We start from the raw sequence: 20646 nt of genomic DNA, 5'->3' as shown, positions 1-20646 counted from the left end.
GAACTCAGGCTAAACTACAGCCTTTAACACTGATGAAAGTTTTTTGCGGAATTTTTTATAAATTACATCCTGATAAATAAATCCCGTTGTTTTGAACTATAACGGTAAACTTATTCATCATTAAAAACACCTATCGCATGATCACCTACATGACACTTCCGGGCGATACTTTAGAAAAGATTGCTTCTGACCTGAAAGTAGAGAACCCGAAATACATCAGAGATTTCCATAATGCTTATTGTGCATTGCACGATAGGCTTGTAGATCCAATACTGCTGAAAACCGGTACCCTTCTTCATATTCCCTTTGGTGATGAAATAAAGAAGCTCAACAAAAAAATTAATGAAAACGGTGAAAGCCTCTACTATCATCCGCCTCACGGAAAAATTCCATTTAAGATTCCTCTGCTGGAGGGCAGATATACAGCCAGACATCATAAATATCAGGACAATACCCTGCTGACAAATTATCGTTACCAGGTAGAACTAAAATACCTGAAGCATGAAAAAGGCCAGCATCTTTTTTCAGTGCAGCAGTCTGGTTCCCTGAAAGACGGTCATGAATCGGACAGCAAAATATCCAGTCTGGCCAAAGCCTGTGCAGCAATTATATTCCCTTTGGAAATCAGAATTAATGAAACAGGAAAACTTACAGATGCAGCATTTCATCATCCGGAAACAATTGTTAAAGAAGAACTTGAGGCATTAAAAAAATACTTTACTGATGAATGGTCTGCCTCTTATATTAATCAGTTAAAAAAGAAAGCTGAAGATAAGAAACAAATCCTGGCAGATATCCGTAATACATTGCCCATACAATTTCTGTCCGGCTCATTTTATAACGCCCAATATGAGAGCTGGACAGATTCCGGGATTTACCATGAGTTTCTTCCATGGCTTACCAATGCTTCCCCAATCCGCTTTGAACTGTATAACCGAATTTTACCAAAAGAGCCGGATGCAACCGATAATAATAGACTGAAAGTCGTTCAGAAAGGTACTTCAGTTGATTACAGAAACCTTAATCAACTTTATGATAGCAAACATAAATATGATGAATCATCATCTTTCAATGCCGACTCAGTAATCTGCCACCATGAAGCGGAATATTGCATGAGCCGGAATGATCTGGAAGTTCAGAAAATCACAGGGCATTTTGAAATTCAGATCGGAAATGTAACTGAAAAAGAAGTATTTACACTGGAAAAGCAATTAAAATAATTTAGTATCTTTGGAACAACACCAAAAAACGCAAAATATGTCCGGTTCCGCATCACCACATGACGGAAAACATTTCGTCATACAGAAAGGAAAGGCCCAATGTAACCAGGGAGACCAGTTTCCGCAATTTAAAGTAACCTCTCACCAGAAGCATTACTGGAATAATGAAGAAGGCAAAACCGATTATCTGGCCGTAACTGAAGATGATCTTCAGTTTAATCCTTCTGGGCCAAGTTTCGGAAGATGCAAACTGAAGCCTTCATCCGGTGGGTACCTTCCCTGCACTTACGCTCCTGCAGGAAAATGGCAGAAAACCTATGAAAAAGTAAAGGTAATGGACAAAAGCTGTGTTACGGAGATCTCTGAGCTTATGTGCACCACAGGCGGAAAGATCACCATCATGGAACATGGGCAAACCTCAGCGATGACTCAGCAGAATGTAAAAAAAGCAGACCCCCAGGAACAGCATCACATCAATCCCTTCATCAATTTCAAGGAATTCCAGAAGGAAATGCAGGACACTGAACCAGATGCCTACTAATCAAAAACTTTTCGGCCATGTCAAAACAAGGAATTTATAAAATATCGGGAAATACCAAACCAAAAGTAGGAGAACGGGTTACTTATAAAATTGATGAATGGTATCCTGCCACTCCACTCGAGAAAAGAAATCCGGCCCTCGTTACCTGGCATCTTTTCAAAAAGGTAAACGGAAAATTTGTCCCTACCAATATTAAGAAAAAAGGAGTAAGCAGCTTTACCTTTAACACAACAGCTTATAAAGATACCTTCAGAATTGAAGCCTATCTCCATAATCCGGAAGGCAGAGCTCCAATGGCGCTGGAAATACAGCCTCAGCCCAGCGATGTTCCCCGAATCAATAAAGTTGAATTAAAATATATAGACGATACTCCCGGAACTGTTTTCAGCTTCACGGAAAAACTGGTCGCAGAAGCCAAATGTATGAATCTGGAAGGCCAGTATCTTCAATTTACGCTTTGGGAAGATGACGCAGCAGATTCAGGACACAACAATAAAAACCTGCAGATAGACAGTAAAAAAGAAAAAGTGCGCAACGGAGTTGCCAGAGCTGAATTTTTACTCACCAAAGCCCTGATGAAAAAAGCGATGGAAGGCGAAACTGATCCCAAGCAGCTGGAGTTTTATGTTACTGTGGAGTATTATGCTCATAAGAAGCATGCGACGGATAACGTTAATATCAATACCCCTGATGAGATCCGCACTCCATCCGGAAAACCTCAGGCTCAACCACAGCAGCAACCTACAACCCAGCCACAACCTACTCCTCCACCTGAACCTCAAACAGCTCACGGACAAGCCAATAATACCCAGCCACCAGCTTCTCCACCACCGGGAGGTCTCTCTCCTACAACCGTTAATGAACAGAAAACGGAAGATCTTCTTAATGCATATTTTGCTAAAAAAGAATATACAAAACAAACGGGAGAAGAAGACGGAACCCATACTTACACCTTCGGAGGAAGCAAACAGAATAATAAAACATCTACTGCTGAAGAGAAAAATAAAGTGGCTCAGACCATTCTCAATAAAGTTAAAGACAGTCTGAAATCTCAGAAAAAATATACCACACTTGAAATAATTGCTGCTGCATTAACCGCCGATGCTTATGGCAAGGACACAACCAATGAAAAGACAGTTACCTTTAAGACACTTAAATTAGGTCCGGAATTTAAAAGAGTTGACAGTGCGCCACTGGAAGATAAACTCTATCTTGTTGCCAGAACGATGCTTCTTGATGGAAAACAGGTTAAAATCTCCATTAAAGAAAAAGACGGAATTATCAAAGGTACGGCCGATACAGTTCTTCCCATCCTCGAAATAACCGAAGAACAAATGGACCAAAAAGCACCAGCCGGAGTAGTTCCTGGAACCGAAAAAACCGAATTTTCAGGCACCGTAAAGGATAATATGGTTAAAATCCCGGTCCATCTCCGTCCGAAATCTGACGATGAACTGAAGCAATGGAAAGAAAAAATAACCAAAGGAAAAAAGGACGGAACCTATACCTATACATTCGGAAGCAATACCAACATTACTGATGAAGCTAAAAAGAAATCCATTGCCCAGATTATCCTCGACAATGCCCAAAAAGGGAATTCTAAAAATCCTAAAATAGAAAATGGTAAAACTTCCAGTGTAGAAGAAATAGAAAAGTTACTAGAAATAAAAAATTATGAAGCCGGAAAAACAATTACTTTTAACTTACTGAAAAAAGTTCCGGAACTGTTGTATCTTCACGCCAAAACGCAGGGAGAGAAACAGCATGATAAGGAGTTTTTGAAGAAGGAGGGGGCGTATTTTGAGGTTTCTAAAAAATGTTCGAGATGTGACACTTTAACTGTAGAAGAACTAATTAGCATATTTCCTGATGCAACGGAAGATAAAAGAAGAGAATTAAAAGATGCTTTTAATAAAGCAAACAGTAAATTGGGACTAAATACTTGTCAACAAAAAGCTCAGTTTTTTGCCCAAGTCAGAGAAGAAATAGGTACATCAATGAATGTTAAGGATGGAGAGAATCTCAATTACTCAGCGGATGTTTTATATAAAGGGAAATGGAATCCAAAAAAAAATAAGTACGAAGTAATATTTAGCTACTATTATCAAAATAAGGAACGATCTTATAGAGATGGAAGAACACCTGAACATCCAGCTAATCCAGAAGCTATTGCAAATAATGCTTATGCTAATAGAAATGGTAATGGTGACGCTGCTAGTGGAGATGGATGGAAATATAGAGGTCGTGGAATAATTCAAATTACAGGAAAAGATAAGTATGATAAAATAAATTCTAGGTTAGAAAACGATTATTCAGAGTTTGGTGTACATATAGACGCAGGCAATATCAACAATTTAAATGAAGGTACAGTAGCCAGTATGGCATATTGGAAAGAATATGGATGCCAAGATGAAGCAGAAAAAGGAGTTAAGAGAGAAAATTTCGATAAAATTGTTGATATTGTTAATAGCAAAACTTCTTCGCGAGAGGATAGATGGTCGCATTTACAACGAATGATAGATATTTTCAAAGTAACAGAATGCACAGGTTATGAAATAGATGACAATTCTTCTTGGCATAATCCTCTTGATAAAATGGAGCTAAGAGGATGGTATTCTGAAACACAATGGTCTCCAGGAAAAAGTGATTTTCATGGAAGGACTGGTGGTAAACATGACGGTTTAGATCTATATGCTCCTGTGGGCACACCTGTATATGCTTGTATTGATGGAGAAGTCACTTATAGGGCTGACCCAGGAGGGTATGGGCATAGAACATTTTTAGAAGGAACATATAAAGGAAAAAAATATTACTTTATGTATTGTCATCTTTCAGAATATAAAACAGGTAAATTTGAGGCAGGTAAGGAAATTGGAAAAACAGGACAAACCGGTAACGCCTATGGACAGCCAGCGAAAATGGCACATCTTCATTTTGAAGTTCGTACAGAAAAGATGTCCAAGCCTTCATTTAATCCTTTAACAGAAATACCTGAACTTGGAAAAGCTGTTAACACAAGTCCCGATCGTAACTCTCAAAATGGATTATAATTTATGAAAATAAAAACTTTAAAATATCTAATTATTATTAATTTATTTTTCTTAGCATGTAAAAAAACTTCAGGGCAGAAAATAAATGAAAATCATTCAGGCCTTGACAATAAATTTAAACAATTTATTCCTAAAGATCAAAAAATAGAAAGCAAAGAAAATATAGATTTTGATAATGATAATGAACAAGAAACAATAATAACCACATCAGATAATGATGCTACGACATCTTATGAATATTGGTTTAAAAATGGAAAACTTATTTATCAGTTTTCTTATCCTTGGGGGACTATTAATAAGAAATGGTTTACAAACCTAGATAATGATAAACAAAACGAAATAATCAGAGCTCAGGGCTATGAAGATGGTGTTGACTATGTAATATATGACATTCAAAATGGGAAACAGGTCCCACTTTTATATTTTAATCCAGCTTTATTGGATAGTAGATATCCCCAAAAAACATTCTGGGGATATCCGAAAGATATAAAAGAAATTGTGATAAATGCTGATAAGAAAATTCTAGCATCATTAAACAACAATTATGAAAGAGAAGGAAATTATACAATCCCTAAGAATCAAAGCGAATTGCCATATGTATATTTTTATGGTAATACAACTCAACCAGATATGATCATCAAAGAAATTCATGAGCCACAGTATAAAAATCTGAATGAGATAAGAACTCTTATAAACGTAGAGAAAGTTAATTCACTCCCTAAACAAGCCATTCTTAAAGTCAATACAAATTTCAATAATGATCAGGAAAAATATAGAATTGAAGTTTTAAAAAACAGTATAGATAAGGATACCTACGATCAACAGCATTTTAATCTTCCCATAAAGATTTATAAAGGAAACACCTTGTGGAAAAGCAATGACCATCTGGTATTTGATAAACAAAACAACTGTATTTCTGAGGGGTTCAGTAACGTTGCCGTGAAAAATAATTACTTTACCATTGAACATCAGGACTGTTCAGACTATAATATATTGGTCAATACTTACATTACATTTAAAGTTAATGGAAATGAAATTTACCTTTATAAATATGGAGAAAGTTATTTTGATAAAAGTGATCATGAAAAAGATATTCCAGAAAAAGTCTGGACTGAGAAAGACTTCGGGAAAATAAAATTTGAAGATACAACAACAGAAATCCTACAGAAACTGAAATAATTTTCAATAATAAAAACATATTCATAGTAATGTATTTATTCAATTACCAACATTTCCAATGACTCAACAAAATGTACAGCAACATAAGTTATTATTTACAGCAGTCAGGAAATAATAAAGAAGCTATTTTTCTACTTACAAAAATTATAGAAAAATTTTTAACCAGAGTAGTTACCTATTTAAACATAGCAGATGCTTATTGGGAAATAAAGGATAAAGTAAACGCAAAGGAATGTTACCACACCTGTATATCATTAATGAAAACTCAGGATAAGAACCTGAAAAAGATTCCTCAAAGGGTATATGACAGAAGTAAATGATACTTTTTATAATTAAATACACAGCAATGGATTGGCTTATATAACATGAAAAAACAAAAACTGGAATTTATGAGCAATGATTTTCTTCTCATAAAAGAAAACAGTGGTAAACTCCCATTAATTCTTGAGCCTTGTCATTAAAATATGATAGAAAGAACATTAAAAACTTTATTATTTCTCCTGGTTGTATCGTTTTCTTCCTGTAAGGAAACTAATAGCTCCAAAAACAAACAGAAATCTGCTCCGGTTTCCAAAGCAGAGAATATTATTTCCCAAAAACAGATTTCAGAAGATTCCGGAAAAATTGATACAGATAAAACTGTTTCACAGCAATCCATCCCTTCTTTAACCTGGAACGGGAAATACTTTGGTACATTTTTGAGATTAAAGGATGAATATGCAGATCCGAGGGCGTGGGGCCAGATTAAACTGGATATTCACGATAAAAAAGCCATTTTTGTTATTGACTCTTATGTTGAAATCCTTAAAAAAAACATGGAAGTAATCAGCCAATCCCCCAAAGAACTGAAGTTAAAAGATCCATCCACAGGAAAATCCCTGACCCTCACCAGGACAGATCAATTAACCCTTGAAGGTAACCTTATGGAATCAATAGTAGGAGAACAGGAAAAATATAAGATTGAAAAGCAATAAAAACAGATTACCTTTGGACTTTCCAACCACAATGAAAAATTATAAAACCCTGATTATGGCAGCTTTATGGTCCATTGCCTGTGAAAAGAAACCGGAAATGATAACTCCTGTCCCAGAACCGTCGGTCGCTGAAGAAAAAACTCTTCAAAAAGCACCTGTACTAAAAGAAGAAACATTTGGGTCATGTGAAGAAATGATGACAGCTTTGGTGAAATCCAGCAATGCTTCTTCCCTGAAAACTTTTAAAGATGTTAAAATCCGGATAGAAGAAGCCACATCTGAAAAAATCATCATTGAACTGTATGTAACCAACAATATTTCCGAAGATTCATCCGTAAAAAAGATGGCTGATCATGCTGTAGGCTGGCTGGAATTCTTTCCTGCTACAAAAAAACTTCAGGACATTACCTTCGATCCGGAAGAACCTGAAATCCTGACGTACGACCATTTCCTTATCGAGAAAACAGAAATTACAAAACTGTGCGGCTCAGTGGAAAAATAACGGATATTTTCAACAAAAAAGGCTAGAATTTATTATATTTGAAAAGCTGATCATCTATGAAAAAAATACTTATTACCTTATGCGTTGCCTTATCTGTAGCCGCTTTTCTTATTTTTCTAAAAAAAGATCCGGCAGAAACTAATGGTCCTGGTATACTTTTGCTTCCGTGTGCACTCATGCTTTCCATCCCTGTGATGAAATTTCTGTTTCCGGTTACCAAAGAATTAAAGATCGGAACTATAGACTTTTATCCGAATCTCCTGCATAAAACTGTTGATTTTTTTAAAAAGAAAAGAAGAAACGGGTAATGTTTTTATCTGTTCAGTGATTTTTTTAACAGTCTTAAACGAAACAGTTCCAAAACTTTATTTTTAGCCAATACCGTCCGGTTTGGAAGTTCCGTTTTTTTCATAACTTTACTCTAAATTTCAGCTTTTGGCCAATCTTTACAAAAAAGACTCACCCTTCCAGGTTTACATTTCGTTCAAAAAATATTTGGATGTGCTGGAACATATACGGTATAATGACCGTCTGGAATACCGTGTCAACTATGCTGAATCCCTGATCGACAGTACCAAAAATTTTCAGGAGCTGAGAGACGGCTTTCAGGATGTTGCTATTCTGGACAAACATGAAGACCTTATCAGAATGCTTCTGGCAGACCTCTTCCCCACCGGCCTTACCCATAACGAAATTAAAGCGGCCAGTATACCGCTTTCCAATATTACATTCAATTATACCGAAAGGTTTAAAAATATCCTTAAAGATGCCGGTAAAGATTTTGAAATAGAGCTCAGGAATATTGATGACAATGAATTTTATGTATTCTGCTGTTGCCTGATCCTTCAGAGCTATTTCAAAAAAGACATTAAGAGTACCATCCCGTTTTACTATGATATCCCGAACAAGCAGGGAATCATGAAACATTATAAGATTACGGTCAATTCAGATTTTACCGAAATATATCCTACCGAAAATGCAAAAATTCCGGAAGATGATGTGCTGGATATGTTGCTGGAAAACCTTGATGATTTCAAGCTTTGGAAAAGATATTTCCCTTCACAGTCGTGGATACTGAAAGGATTCACTATTATATCACTGGTAGACTGCACCTCGGAAGTAGCATTATCTGAGCTTAAATCAAGCATGATAGAAATTGACCCTGAAGACCTGAGTCCTGATGAAAATCTCACTGAAATTTTCAAATCCTATTTTGATGTGGCAGATCTCAGCTTCGGATTAATGCTTTTCGATCAAAAGGGACAGAAACTGGAAAAGCTTCCGATCTACGAAAGCCTTTTCAGCAACCATATTCTTGATTTCTGGATCAATGCCTTTGATGAAGAAACACGAATCAATACTTTTAACAATTTAAGTCATAATTCAAAACCGATTGTCGTCTCCAATGTCAGCAATCTGGATGAAAATATAAAAGCGCTGCCTTCTTTCAGTATTTTAAAGGAAAATAATATCAACAGCTTCATGGTGATTCCCATCATGAAAGACAATGAACTTCTGGCCATCATGGAATTTACGTCTCATCATGCCAACAGCTTCAATGGCTTAAAGCTGAAAAAGATGGAATTCTTTACTGATATGATCCTATTTTCCCTGACCCGGTTCAGCTTTGAAAAAAATTATCAGATAGAAGCTATTATCCAGCGTGAATATACTTCCATCCACAACAGTGTAGTCTGGAAATTCAGGAATGAAGCCGAAAAATATTTCAACGCTTATCTGGCCAAGAAAATGTATACGCTGAAACAGATCTCCTTTAAGAACCTCACCCCGCTGTTCGGGTTTTCAGATATCCGTTCTTCTTCAGACAAACGTTTTAACCTCATGCTTGAAGACCTCAACCAGCAGATTGAGACCCTTCATGATATTTTTACCCTGATCAATTCCGATTCAGAGAAATACCTTCTGGCACTGGATGTTTTTGAAAATGAGCTGAACAATGAGATCAAAGCCGATACAGAACAGCGTTTCCAAAGAATTTTGAGAGAGGAAATTCACCCTTACCTTCAGGGAAAGCTGGAAGTAAAATCAACAAGAGAAATCAAAACAAAAATTAAAGATTATTTTTTACAGGTTTTTCCACAGACCGATCTCTTTTATGCCAACCGGAAAAGACTGGATGATTCCATTACCCTGCTCAACAGGAAACTGGCAGATATGCTGGATGAAAGCCAGATCAAAGCGCAACAGATCTTTCCGCATTATTATGAGCGGTTCAAATCCGATGGTGTAGAACATAATCTTTACATTGGGCACAATATTGCTCCTGATCTTCACTATTCCTCCAAAGTAGTTCACAAATTAAGATACTGGCAGCTGAAAACCATCTGCAGTATGGAACGCGAATTCCAGACATTTAAAATGGATCTTCCCATCCGGCTGGATATTGCCTCCCTGATCTTTGTGTACAACGAAAAGATAGACATCCGTTTCAGAATGGATGAAAAACGCTTTGACGTAGACGGTGCCTACAATTCCTATTATGAAATTATTAAAAAGCGTCTTGACAAATCCCATATTAAAGACTCCACAGAAAGGATTACCTGTCCCGGAAAGATTACCATCGTTTATTTTGGCCTGGAAAACCAGAAAGAATATCTGGAATACATTGCTAAGCTTCAGAAAAAAGGTGTCCTTCAGCACGATGTAGAATTCCTGAAAGTAGAGGATCTTCAGGGAATTACCGGGCTGCTGGCACTGAGGGTTTCAATAGTTTAAAATTAAAATATCCAGATCAGTTACTTTTCATTTTAGAAAGGCAGATATTAGATTTTAATAATATTCAATTTTTCTGACCCACTTATATAAATCTTTTCCATCTACATTTTTAATTATTTCTATCCAGTTTTTATATTTATCAAACTTATACTTGAAACGTATTATCTGGGATTCCTTTTTTTGATCTTCCTTTCCTAATTTATCCAGAAAAAATAGTCCGGTTATATAATTGCCTTTATACTCGATTATCTGATCATGTAAAATTTCACCTTTGTAATATGTTGTTTTCCTTTCTTGTTTATGGTTTTTAGTATAAACTGTATATTCTGAACTTTCAGCTTTTTCTTCTTTAATTAATTTTCCATTCTCAAAAAAACTATATGAATAAGGTTTTCCTTCTTTTAATAACGTTTTTTTTATAATATTTCCAGATGCATCATATTGATATTGAAATTGTCCCATTGAATATATTTTGTTTTGAAGATCACCTTCATAGTTGAAAAAATTTTCTTCAATAACCCTGTATTCGTTATCATAAATTTTGACTCTACTCAATCTCTTATGATAAACAGAGTCTGCGCTTCTCATAAAAGATCCCTTTCCTGTTGCTTTCCAAATATTATTTGTCACGGCAAAAATGCTGTCTGTCTTTGTAAGAGTGTCAAACTTCGTTACAATTAAAGGTTCATAGTTTTCAGTCTTATTCAAATATCTTCTTGCAGGTTCATCTTTCCATTGATAAGAATTTTCTTTAAATGCTGCCGTTTTACTGTTTTCCTCATACCAGTATTTAGACTTCCTTTCGGAATATTTGTTTTTAGATATTTCTGTAATTAATCTGTTTGAATGATCAAATGTATAAACATAATCATCAACAATTTCTCCCGACTTGTAATACCATGTTTCCTTTATAATATTTCTGTTTTTATCATAATAGGTTTCATTATTTATATATCTGCAAAAATAGGTCTCAAACCACGTATCCCTCATACTTTTTCTTAGGTTATGAGGGGTTTTAATAATGGAGTGACCATATTCATCATCCCCTTTCATAAAAGTATACGGTCCGGAATCATTTAGAAAAATGACGAACTCTTTTACAAATTTAGGTTTTCCTAAAATTGAATCTTTAATAATTTGAGCGTGTAGTAAGGCAGATGAAAGAATAAAAAAAAATAATAAAGATTTCATAATTAGGTTCTGCTGAAATTATTGTAGCCGTTTTATAATTACTACTGTTATTTATTCATATGTCATTATTGGGTAAAGATTAAATCTTCTAGATCGGGAAGAAACCAGAGCAAATAATGCTCCTAAAAATAATAACTTATTCACTATTGTTTGGTAAAAATTAAACCATCTGTGTCCGGAAGATATATCGTTTTATCTGGATTACCGGAGCAATTTTCATTGGTGATTACAGATCCATTAAAACTATATGTCCAGGAAAACTGGGTCATATTAAGTTTTTTCAAAATAATCTTTCCCCAGCCGATTCCACAATTAGTTCCTTCATAATACAAGATTACAGCTCCAAGATTCGGATTAGTACCCAGACTATGAATATTATTTAAAGAAGTAATTCCATTTTGAGTATCCTGTAAAATCTGTCCGGAAGAATTCTTAATAATAAACTTTACAATCAATGCATCTCTATAAAATTTTTTATTTACTCGTTTTGTAAGTCTATTTTCTTCTTTCGTAATAAATAAAGTAATTTCATTTCCTTGATCAACAGCTTTATATACTCCAATATAGGGTTCCAATTCATTATTCAAATCTTTTACATATCCTCCTTCTGGAATATTTTCCATAAAGGTGTTTAAAGGATACACCTGCTGGGCTTTACAAGAAATAACATTTATAAGAATTACAAAAAAGGCTATCTTAAAAGTTAATATTTTCATAATAGCAATATTTATTAAAGTTAAGGGCAAGGATTTGACGTGGTAGATCCATCGTTGTTAAGTGTAATTGAATTAATAGTTCCGTCGTCATCTACTCTTTGCAATACTACTTTTGTCTTATCTATATTCATTTTATCTAAAGTTTCAAAAAAAAGTTTTTCTAATCCTTTATAGTTTAGTGAAACTCCAGCGTCATCTGAATATGGAGATCCAGTTAGTGAAGTTAGTTCATTTTCTCTATTTTGATAATCTTCTATTATTGTTTTTATATCATAATCCGTAAAAGTAATCGTTCCGGCATCCGCTATTGAACCCTCATAGCGGATCATATAATGAAAATATCTTTTACCTCCTTGGCAGATGCTACATGGTTTAGCACCTATTACTCCGATAAAAATATCACCTACTGTGGAAGGGGTCCCTGAAGTCACAATAGTTCTGAAAAATGATTGTATATCATTAGGAGAAAAAATCTGGATTCCTACATCTGGATGTGAGTGATAAAAACCTTTAATCCCCGCTAAGCTTCCGACCTCCCATTCTCCTTTTACAGGCCCCTGTGTTACTTCAGTTGAAGTACCATCAGCATTCACCTTAAACCCAAACTCCTATCTGCCTTTACTGTCAGCTTTCTCTCTTACATCTTTTATTTTATTCTGTATCCCCGGGCTAGTAATAATCTGTTTATTCTTCTCGCATGGATCTTCTGGTGGATCAGGATATTCATAGCCGTCATCACTGCTTCCACCGCCTCCGCCTCCACCGCTAAACGGGTCGCCAAGCGGATCAAAACTCTTAGGAGGAGGACCTCCTCCGCCTTCCTTCCATTCGCAGACCATCTGTGAATAGCTCACCGGTTCACAATCCGTTTGCCCATTCAGACAGCCTATTACAATGGTCCTGGTAGAGCATACGTATTTTGATTTAGCGGCTGCTCCGTCTATTACTTCACTGTAACTGATGATATTAGAATAAAGTACGTGTTGGAAAAAATTTATAAGATCAGCATCATTTTTTTCATAGAAATACACTCTGTTACCTTTTCTTACAGCCTCCATCAAAAGAAGAACTTTGTCTTTTTTCACTACAGGAACCAGCAGATACTTTTCACCAAACTGACCGAAACTCATCGAATAATTCCAGTACAGCTCGCCATAAGTTTCTTTTACCTTTTCCAGGTTAGCAGCCTTTAAGAATATCTGCTGTACTTTTCCAATATATACATCATCTTCCTGCCATAAGCTTTTCGAAGCATATTTTGCAGCAGTGACATCCTGCGATGATATTCCTTTGGTTTTATCGGGTTGAAGAAGGTCCTCACGAATACAGGAACAGAGAGAGAACATGGCCAGAGTAACCACAAAAAGCCTGATGAGGTTTTATTTTTTTCTCATTCGTTTTCGTTTTTTAGTGAGTTAAATATATAAAAAAAATTCACAAACGAATGAATAAAATAAAATCAGACCAATTACTCTCACTTTCTCAATCCTCTACCACCACATACATATTAATAGGCAAATATATGCTGGCAGAAGTGAAAGATAGCTACTCAGATAAAAAACAGATAAAATTTTTACTTCATCATAGCGTAATAAATGCATACCCAAAAGAAAGCACAGAGATAATAATTCCGGCCATAAAGATTTTATAGGTAATAGAAAGAAGCTTGTATTTCCTGTCCAGAACTTTTCCGAGGAAGTAAAGATCTTTTACCATAGAATCATAAATATAGTCACGATCTTTGATCAGGTCTCTCATCGCATCATGATAATCATTGAAAAGCATCTGGTGAAAATTCCCGAAAAACAGAAGGTTTACCTTTCTTTCTTTAATATCCTGAGCGGTAAATACGGTTTTCGTCACATTCGGTTTTGTGGATAAAATCGCAAATATAATCGTGAGCACACTGGATAGCAGAAGGATAAAGCTCGGGATGATCAGGTGAGAGTTTTTGGGAGTATCCAGCTTAGGAACCAGTACAGAAAGGCACACAGAAATAATGATTGCGTTTACGGAAAGAAGGATATTTGCTTTGCTGTCTGCAATATCACTCAAACGGGTATGGTTATTCAGAGTTACCCTGAACAGGGTATCCACGCTTCGGTCCGATTTAGGTTCCTTTTCTTTTTTGGGTTCGGAACTCTCTTTTTTATCTTCTTCCTTTTCCAGCTTTTTCTCTATTTTCTTAATATTTTTTTTCTTCAAAGGATCCCAGTTTTCCCTGGCGTATTCCGTATAATAATGATGTTTATTTTTAAGCATATCAAGATTTCCTGCATTCCATTCTTCATTGGAAAAGCATCTTACATTCGTCAGTTCCCATTCTTTTCTCAGGCAGTCGGAAATATCGCTGTAATCATGGCTTGCAAAGTGGCTGCAGTCAGCATCTTTTGCAATTTCTTCCAGGAGATTCTGTGGCTCATGAGTAATTTTTGTTGCGAGAATCAGCTGAGAGACGTCATTTACATAACTCTCAGGATAATTCTCTTTCTTTAAAAAATCTTTCAGAATTTCAACACCTCTTTCCTCATGATTCTGGGCACATTCTATGTAACCGGTATCATGAAACCAGAGGGCTAAAAGCACCTTTTCCTGGTCTTCTCCGGAAACCGGGGTATGCTTCATGATCTCTTCAGCCTTATTGACCGTATAAGTGGTATGAATAAAATTATGATAAAAGTATACAGAAGATAACTTATCTTTGAATAAGATTTCAACATAATCTTTGGCTTTGTGTAAAATACTCATCCCTGAATTTTTGTTAATGTAAATTTATGAATTTATCCTTTAAAACTCATCTAAAAAATACTTCTATTGCCTTTAGAGCAGTATTGTCTGCCGGAGTTCTTTATTCCTGCGCAACCTATAACGTAAAAAAGGGTAAAAACTTATTTGAAGTAAAAAATTCTGATATAAAATCTGAAAATGATTTTAAAGTTTTCCTGATTGGCGATGCAGGAAATGCAGATGAAATTCAGGCACAGCAGACCCTTGGTCTTCTAAAAAACAAGCTTGATTCTGCAGACAGCAATTCAATGCTGATCTTCCTGGGAGATAATATCTATCCCAACGGAATGCCCAAAGAAACAGACAAAGACTATGCTTTGGCCAGACAGAAGCTGGAAAATCAGCTAGCTATCACCAGAAATTTTAAAGGAAAAACACTGGTTATACCGGGAAACCATGACTGGTACAACGGTTTGGGAGGTTTAAAAGCACAGGAAGATTTCGTGAAAAACTATTTCAACGACAAAAAAGCTTTTCTCCCGAAAAATTCCTGTCCCATTGATGATGTAAACCTTTCCAAAGACATCAAGCTGATTGTCATTGATACAGAATGGGCACTCGCCAACTGGGATAATTATCCGGGTATAAACAAAGGCTGCACCATCAAAACTCGTGAAGACTTTTTTACAGAATTTAAAGATTTAGTCACTAAAAATCAGGATAAGAGAATCATTGTAGCTCTGCACCATCCCATCATCAGCAGTGGCACGCATGCCGGATTCAATTCAGCAAAATCCCACCTTTTTCCGTTGAAAAGCAAAGTTCCTGTTCCCGGTGTGGCAAGCCTTATTAATATTCTGAGAAGTTCTTCCGGTGCCAGTCCTGAAGATCTCAATAATCAGCATTATGCCGATCTGGCCAACCGTTTAAAAAGTATTGTTCAGGATAAAGAGAATATTATTTTCGTGTCCGGGCATGATCATAACCTTCAGTATCATGAAGACCGGAACATCAGGCAGATTATCAGCGGTGCAGGTTCCAAAACAGATCCTTCCACCATTGCCCGGCAGACCGATTTCTCTTACGGTGGCAGCGGTTTTGCAGTACTGAATATCAGAAAAGACCAAAGCACTGATGTTGAATATTTTTCAACCCAAAACAACAGCCTTAAAAAGCTTACCCATATTTCCGTGATTTCAAAACCGGATGTATTTGTCAATAACTATCCACGTACTTTTCCCGGAACTGTTTCATCAACAGTCTACCCTGTTGAGCTGACCCAAAAAGGAAAAGTATATCGCTGGCTTTGGGGTGAACACTACAGAAACTATTACGGAATCCCTATCGAAGCTCCTACGGCTGATCTTGCTACGTTGAACGGAGGCTTTACCCCTTTCCGTGAAGGAGGAGGAAACCAGTCCAACAGCTTAAGGCTTAAGGCAGCAGACGGTCAGGAATTTGTAATGAGGGGAGTGAAGAAAAGTGCCGTTCGCTTTCTGAATAATATGGCCTTCAAAAAAAGTACTTTCGGAAATGAGCTGAACAATACATTTCCGGAGAAGTTTCTGCTGGATTTTTATACCACCAATCATCCTTTTACTCCTTTCTCTGTAGGAAATATGGCTGATAAGGTGGGAATCTTCCACAGCAATCCGAAATTATATTACATTCCGAAGCAGTATACTCTGGGAGAATACAATAAAAACTACGGAGATGAAATGTACATGATTGAAGAACGTTTCTCTTCCGATCCTAAAACCCTTGCTTCACTGGATAATGCCAAAGACATTGTTTCTACAGATGATGTTCTGAAAAATTTCACTAAAAATTATAAGTATTCCGTAGACCGCGAATCCTATATCAGAGCAAGAATCTTTGATATGCTGATCGGCGACTGGGACAGGCATTCTGATCAGTGGAAATGGGCAGAATACCAGGATGGAGATAAAGTGGTATACAAACCCATTCCGAAAGACAGAGACCAGGCTTTCAGCAAATATGACGGGGCCGCATTCAGAATCATTATGAATGTTCCGGCTATCCGGCATATGAAAACTTTCAAGGATGATATAAAAAATGTAAAATGGATGAATATGGAGCCTTATCCGCTAGATCTGGTTTTCCTGAAAGGTTCCACACAGGAAGAATGGATCGCTCAGGCCAAATACATCCAGGATCATCTTACGGATGCCGATATTGACGACGCTTTCACTAATCTTCCGAAAGAGGTAAAAGACGAAACGATTGCCGATATTCGGAGCAAGCTGAAAATACGGAAAACAAAGCTCCAGAACTATGCTTCCCTGTATTATGACGTTCTTCAGAAAAAAGTTCCGCTGGCCGGAACCGTGAATCCTGATAAATTTGTTGTCACAAAAACCGGTAACTCCGTTAATGTAAAACAATACAAATTAGATAAGAATAAAGAAAATCCTGAACTGGTTTTCGAAAAGACCTATGATGATTCCAAAACAAAGGAACTCTGGATCTACGGGCTGGAAGATGATGATATTTACGAGGTTTCAGGAGAAGGTAAGCCTAAAATGACCATCAGGCTGATAGGAGGCTACAACCACGATGTATATAACGTTGCGGACGGAAGCAAAGTGAAAATCTATGATTTCAAATCCCAGAAAAACACCTATAACACGGGATCAGCCACAAAAAATATTTCGGATGATTATGACATCAATACGTATAATTACAAGCATCCCAAATTCAATTATTTTGCAGGATATCCCAATGCGGACTATAATCCTGATGATGGTGTGATTATCGGATTTCTGGCCAATTATACCGTTAATAATTTCATCCGCGACCCGTATACACAAAAACACAGCCTGAAAGCTAATTTCTACACGGCTACTGCAGGATTCAACCTTGTATATAAAGGGATCTTTAAAAAAGCGATTTCCGGATGGGACTTCAATATTGATGCCGGTTACACTACCCCAAAATTTTCCAGAAACTTTTTTGGCCTGTCTAATGAAAGCCCCTATGACAAAGAAAATACGGAAAGAGAATATAACCGGGCCAGAATATCCAGATTCAATTTTGCCCCTTCCATTTCCAAAAAAAGCTGGATGAATCTTCAGCATCAGTTCCAGCTTACTTTCGAAGATAATAAAGTGCAGCGGAAAGGGAACCGTTTTGTAGACCAGTCGCCGGATGTACGCCCGGATGTATTCAAAAGCCAGCAGTTTGCAGGAGCCAATTATACATTCAGCTACAAAAACATGGATAACAATGCTTTCCCTACCTTAGGGCTGGAATTTTTAGTGAATGCAGACTGGAAAGCCAATACTTCCAACTTTGAAAAGAATTTCGTTACTCTGAACGGAACGCTGACGATTGACCACAGAATTGATAAAAAAGGAAATTTTGTTTTTGCCAATTCCAGCAATGTGATGTGGATCAACAATACTAATTTTGAGTTCTATCAGGCAGCAAGCATCGGAGGAAATAACGGAATGAGAGCCTTCAGAAACGACAGGTTTTCAGGAAGGTCATACTTTACCAACAATTCTGAAGTACGATGGGATTTCGGAAGAGTAAGAAACAACATTGTTCCGGCCAATATGGGTGTATTAATCGGATATGATATCGGACGTGTATGGAATGATAATGAAAACTCCACCAAATGGCATCAGTCTGTTGGGGCAGGTTTCTGGATGAGTGTGGTAGAAATGCTTTCGGCAAGACTTAATTACTTCTACGGTTCAGACGGAGGAAGAATTTCAGCCGGAATCGGAATGACTTTTTAAGACCTTCCCTGAAATAAAATAAAAGAGACTGCATTCTAAGTGCGGTCTTTTTTCGTTTATGCCTTTATCTTTTAAGGTATTTGATATACAGTAACTTCCAGGCTCTTTTCTTTCATCACCCAGCCTTTTATCTAAGTTTCCTTAACCCGGACTTAAGTTAATTTCAGACTACAAAAACGTTTTTTTCTAAAAAAATGTAAATAAAGGAAATTTAACATTACCCGCCTTTCATTGGAAGATTATTACCGATAAAACAAATACGATTTTAAAATAAGAACCATATTTTCAGCAATATAGGCCACAGACAGTCATAGACTAATATGATTATCAATCTTCAAAAAAATTGTTTTTTTCAAAAGAATTTATATTTGCTTTAAAATTATTTAACAAAAAAAAACAGTTCGATGAAAAAAAAGCTATTATACATGGCATTATTTGTTATGTCCTTAAGTTTAAATGCTCAGATTGGTATTCATACTCCCACTCCCCAGAATACGCTTCACGTTAATGGCAGCCTGCAGGTTGTAAAGGACATCAACGTAGGAGGTGATGCCAAAACGAAAGGAAACTCAGGAAACAGGGGCGAATTTTTAATGTCAAATGGAGCAGGAAGCCCTCCTGTATGGCGGAATATTGAATCTGAAAACTTTCTGAAAGTTGTTTTTGTAGGCAATAAAACAGACATCAGTCCGGCTTCAGGAAGCTATACCGGTACAGGAAGCAGCCCGGTAAGCACCCATGGAAATTATACGAAGACGTATGTATATAACGTCAGCAATAAAATTGACAATGCCTATCTTACCTACAATACCACCAGCGGATTATTCACGGTTGTTAAACCAGGATTTTATAATATTGTTCCGTATGTTACTTATGATCTCAGCTTAAACGGAAACGGCTATACAGCAGGAACGGCAAAATCTTCGATTCAAAAAATAAATCCGGCCTCAGAAGCACTGGCATCAAGCTCTACAGGTCATGGTGAACGTACTCTTGCCGTAAACCATAATCTGTCTTCCATTAGTTATTTTAATAGCGGAGAAACCTTCAGAGTACAATGTGTTTATACCCAAAACTTCAGATTGTCATCCGGTAATATCCATATCTCTTATCTCACTCCGTAAGCACTTCAGCCTGGCAGACTAAAGAGAAAGCTTATACACTTCCCCACCAGTCTGTTTATCTTTTTCGTCAGCAATCAGCAGGGTTTTGTCATCAAGGAACACAACAGCTTCTTTCTGGGAATTATGGTTTAAAGGTATTTTCTGAATTTTTGACATACTGAAATCATCCGCTTTAAATCCGGTAAGAACATGAATATTTTTATGGGTCAGCAGAACAATTTTATCTCTGGTGCTGCTAATGGCAGCAGAGGTGATCGCGGCATCGCTGTATTTTCCGTCTAGTTTCAGTTTTCCTATTAATTTAGCTTCAAAATCTCCTTCCCTGTTAGGAACCTGGAATACCAGGAACGTTCCGTCAAAACCTTTGCTTCTGTTTTTTGTAAACAGGTAGAAATTTCCGTTCATTTCAACAAAAGCTTCACAGTCGTAGAGCCAGTTTGATTTTTTAGGCGGAAATTCGGTTTGTCCTTCGTAATGAAATTTGGTGGTCTGAACTGCTTTGGCCGTTTTTTGTCCTGTATTCTGAAGATCAAGTTTCAGAATCGCAAGATCCTGCCTGTTATTATCATTATTTCCGAAATCCCCAATGTAGAGATTTCCCTGTGTATCGGCCGTTATGTCTTCCCAGTCTCTGTTTTCCGCATTTTCTACCAGAACATCTGCAATTTGCAGTCCCTTCATATCCAGGCCATACACCATATTCTTATTTCCCTGGTCTTCAATAGCCCAGATGGTCTGTTTATCTTTGGATAGCGCTATCCCGGAAACTTCCTTAAGCTTTTTGGGCAGAGAGAACTCTACTTTTAATTCATCGCTTTTAGGGGTATCCTGAGCCTTTGGATTGCAGCTCCACAAAATGCAGGCTGAAAGTATAAGAATCCGTAACATATATATTTTTATTTTTTTGACCGGAAAAGATGAA

17 protein-coding genes are annotated in these 20646 nt (G+C 36.7%); 11 read left to right on the top strand and 6 right to left on the bottom strand.

Annotation, left to right across the window (positions count from 1 at the left end; translation table 11 throughout):
* Window positions 1-137 precede the first annotated feature (137 nt).
* The 9 genes from AOB46_RS18470 to AOB46_RS18430 all read left to right on the top strand — a co-directional run bounded on the left by AOB46_RS18470 (window position 138) and on the right by AOB46_RS18430 (window position 10202).
* Window positions 138-1220, top strand: a complete 1083-nt coding sequence (locus tag AOB46_RS18470) for a hypothetical protein (protein ID WP_062702142.1) — start codon at window positions 138-140, stop codon at window positions 1218-1220.
* A 37-nt stretch (window positions 1221-1257) separates the two neighbouring features.
* Window positions 1258-1761, top strand: coding sequence for a DUF4280 domain-containing protein (locus AOB46_RS18465; protein ID WP_062702139.1), 504 nt, complete (start codon window positions 1258-1260; stop codon window positions 1759-1761).
* A gap of 17 nt (window positions 1762-1778) precedes the next feature.
* Window positions 1779-4811 (top strand): peptidoglycan DD-metalloendopeptidase family protein, encoded by a 3033-nt coding sequence (locus tag AOB46_RS18460; RefSeq protein WP_062702137.1) that lies wholly within the window; start codon window positions 1779-1781, stop codon window positions 4809-4811.
* A 3-nt stretch (window positions 4812-4814) separates the two neighbouring features.
* Window positions 4815-5990 carry a hypothetical protein gene (locus tag AOB46_RS18455; RefSeq protein ID WP_062702135.1) on the top strand — a complete coding sequence of 392 codons (1176 nt, stop codon included), beginning with the start codon at window positions 4815-4817 and terminating at the stop codon, window positions 5988-5990.
* A 71-nt stretch (window positions 5991-6061) separates the two neighbouring features.
* Window positions 6062-6310 carry a hypothetical protein gene (locus tag AOB46_RS18450; RefSeq protein ID WP_062702133.1) on the top strand — a complete coding sequence of 83 codons (249 nt, stop codon included), beginning with the start codon at window positions 6062-6064 and terminating at the stop codon, window positions 6308-6310.
* 144 nt (window positions 6311-6454) lie between these two features.
* Window positions 6455-6964: a hypothetical protein gene (locus AOB46_RS18445; protein WP_062702130.1), complete on the top strand. Its 510-nt coding sequence runs from the start codon at window positions 6455-6457 to the stop codon at window positions 6962-6964.
* Between the two features lie 55 nt (window positions 6965-7019).
* Entirely contained in the window at window positions 7020-7466 is a 447-nt protein-coding gene (locus AOB46_RS18440; protein ID WP_131724419.1) for a hypothetical protein, read from the top strand.
* A 56-nt stretch (window positions 7467-7522) separates the two neighbouring features.
* Entirely contained in the window at window positions 7523-7774 is a 252-nt protein-coding gene (locus AOB46_RS18435) for a hypothetical protein (RefSeq protein WP_062702126.1), read from the top strand.
* A gap of 193 nt (window positions 7775-7967) precedes the next feature.
* Window positions 7968-10202 (top strand): GAF domain-containing protein, encoded by a 2235-nt coding sequence (locus tag AOB46_RS18430; protein WP_241489240.1) that lies wholly within the window; start codon window positions 7968-7970, stop codon window positions 10200-10202.
* Window positions 10203-10256: 54 nt separating this feature from the next.
* Here AOB46_RS18430 and AOB46_RS18425 read toward each other — a convergent pair whose 3' ends face one another.
* From AOB46_RS18425 to AOB46_RS18405, 5 genes are all read right to left on the bottom strand, one after another.
* Window positions 10257-11393, bottom strand: coding sequence for a hypothetical protein (locus AOB46_RS18425; RefSeq protein ID WP_062702122.1), 1137 nt, complete (start codon window positions 11391-11393; stop codon window positions 10257-10259).
* Between the two features lie 143 nt (window positions 11394-11536).
* Window positions 11537-12109, bottom strand: a complete 573-nt coding sequence (locus tag AOB46_RS18420) for a hypothetical protein (RefSeq protein WP_062702120.1) — start codon at window positions 12107-12109, stop codon at window positions 11537-11539.
* A 20-nt stretch (window positions 12110-12129) separates the two neighbouring features.
* Window positions 12130-12702 (bottom strand): hypothetical protein, encoded by a 573-nt coding sequence (locus AOB46_RS18415; protein WP_062702118.1) that lies wholly within the window; start codon window positions 12700-12702, stop codon window positions 12130-12132.
* A gap of 15 nt (window positions 12703-12717) precedes the next feature.
* On the bottom strand, window positions 12718-13455 hold the full coding sequence (locus AOB46_RS18410) for a hypothetical protein (protein WP_062702116.1): 738 nt from the start codon (window positions 13453-13455) through the stop codon (window positions 12718-12720).
* Window positions 13456-13690: 235 nt separating this feature from the next.
* Window positions 13691-14857 carry a Pycsar system effector family protein gene (locus tag AOB46_RS18405; protein WP_062702114.1) on the bottom strand — a complete coding sequence of 389 codons (1167 nt, stop codon included), beginning with the start codon at window positions 14855-14857 and terminating at the stop codon, window positions 13691-13693.
* A gap of 26 nt (window positions 14858-14883) precedes the next feature.
* Here AOB46_RS18405 and AOB46_RS18400 point away from each other — a divergent pair, with 26 nt between their 5' ends.
* Complete coding sequence (locus AOB46_RS18400) at window positions 14884-18600, top strand: metallophosphoesterase (protein ID WP_062702112.1); 3717 nt, start codon at window positions 14884-14886, stop codon at window positions 18598-18600.
* A gap of 404 nt (window positions 18601-19004) precedes the next feature.
* Complete coding sequence (locus tag AOB46_RS18395) at window positions 19005-19724, top strand: hypothetical protein (RefSeq protein ID WP_062702111.1); 720 nt, start codon at window positions 19005-19007, stop codon at window positions 19722-19724.
* Window positions 19725-19742: 18 nt separating this feature from the next.
* Here AOB46_RS18395 and AOB46_RS18390 read toward each other — a convergent pair whose 3' ends face one another.
* A complete protein-coding gene (locus AOB46_RS18390) occupies window positions 19743-20612 on the bottom strand; it encodes a hypothetical protein (protein ID WP_082377242.1) in 870 nt (289 codons plus the stop codon).
* Window positions 20613-20646 lie beyond the last annotated feature (34 nt).

The organism is Chryseobacterium indologenes, assembly GCF_001295265.1.
In the GTDB taxonomy this organism is placed as follows: domain Bacteria; phylum Bacteroidota; class Bacteroidia; order Flavobacteriales; family Weeksellaceae; genus Chryseobacterium; species Chryseobacterium indologenes_A.
The sequence above is the reverse complement of the archived record's forward strand: the minus strand, read 5'-3'. Positions and strand labels throughout refer to the sequence as shown.

What these genes read in the sequence shown, in the direction of transcription:
- AOB46_RS18460 (WP_062702137.1), top strand. Translation starts at nt 1,779, where the DNA reads ATGTCAAAACAAGGAATTTATAAAATATCGGGAAATACCAAACCAAAA.
- AOB46_RS18450 (WP_062702133.1), top strand. Translation starts at nt 6,062, where the DNA reads ATGTACAGCAACATAAGTTATTATTTACAGCAGTCAGGAAATAATAAA.
- AOB46_RS18420 (WP_062702120.1), bottom strand. Translation starts at nt 12,109, where the DNA reads ATGAAAATATTAACTTTTAAGATAGCCTTTTTTGTAATTCTTATAAAT.
- AOB46_RS18395 (WP_062702111.1), top strand. Translation starts at nt 19,005, where the DNA reads ATGAAAAAAAAGCTATTATACATGGCATTATTTGTTATGTCCTTAAGT.
- AOB46_RS18440 (WP_131724419.1), top strand. Translation starts at nt 7,020, where the DNA reads ATGGCAGCTTTATGGTCCATTGCCTGTGAAAAGAAACCGGAAATGATA.
- AOB46_RS18425 (WP_062702122.1), bottom strand. Translation starts at nt 11,393, where the DNA reads ATGAAATCTTTATTATTTTTTTTTATTCTTTCATCTGCCTTACTACAC.
- AOB46_RS18465 (WP_062702139.1), top strand. Translation starts at nt 1,258, where the DNA reads ATGTCCGGTTCCGCATCACCACATGACGGAAAACATTTCGTCATACAG.
- AOB46_RS18445 (WP_062702130.1), top strand. Translation starts at nt 6,455, where the DNA reads ATGATAGAAAGAACATTAAAAACTTTATTATTTCTCCTGGTTGTATCG.
- AOB46_RS18405 (WP_062702114.1), bottom strand. Translation starts at nt 14,857, where the DNA reads ATGAGTATTTTACACAAAGCCAAAGATTATGTTGAAATCTTATTCAAA.
- AOB46_RS18410 (WP_062702116.1), bottom strand. Translation starts at nt 13,455, where the DNA reads ATGTTCTCTCTCTGTTCCTGTATTCGTGAGGACCTTCTTCAACCCGAT.
- AOB46_RS18400 (WP_062702112.1), top strand. Translation starts at nt 14,884, where the DNA reads ATGAATTTATCCTTTAAAACTCATCTAAAAAATACTTCTATTGCCTTT.
- AOB46_RS18455 (WP_062702135.1), top strand. Translation starts at nt 4,815, where the DNA reads ATGAAAATAAAAACTTTAAAATATCTAATTATTATTAATTTATTTTTC.
- AOB46_RS18470 (WP_062702142.1), top strand. Translation starts at nt 138, where the DNA reads ATGATCACCTACATGACACTTCCGGGCGATACTTTAGAAAAGATTGCT.
- AOB46_RS18435 (WP_062702126.1), top strand. Translation starts at nt 7,523, where the DNA reads ATGAAAAAAATACTTATTACCTTATGCGTTGCCTTATCTGTAGCCGCT.
- AOB46_RS18390 (WP_082377242.1), bottom strand. Translation starts at nt 20,612, where the DNA reads ATGTTACGGATTCTTATACTTTCAGCCTGCATTTTGTGGAGCTGCAAT.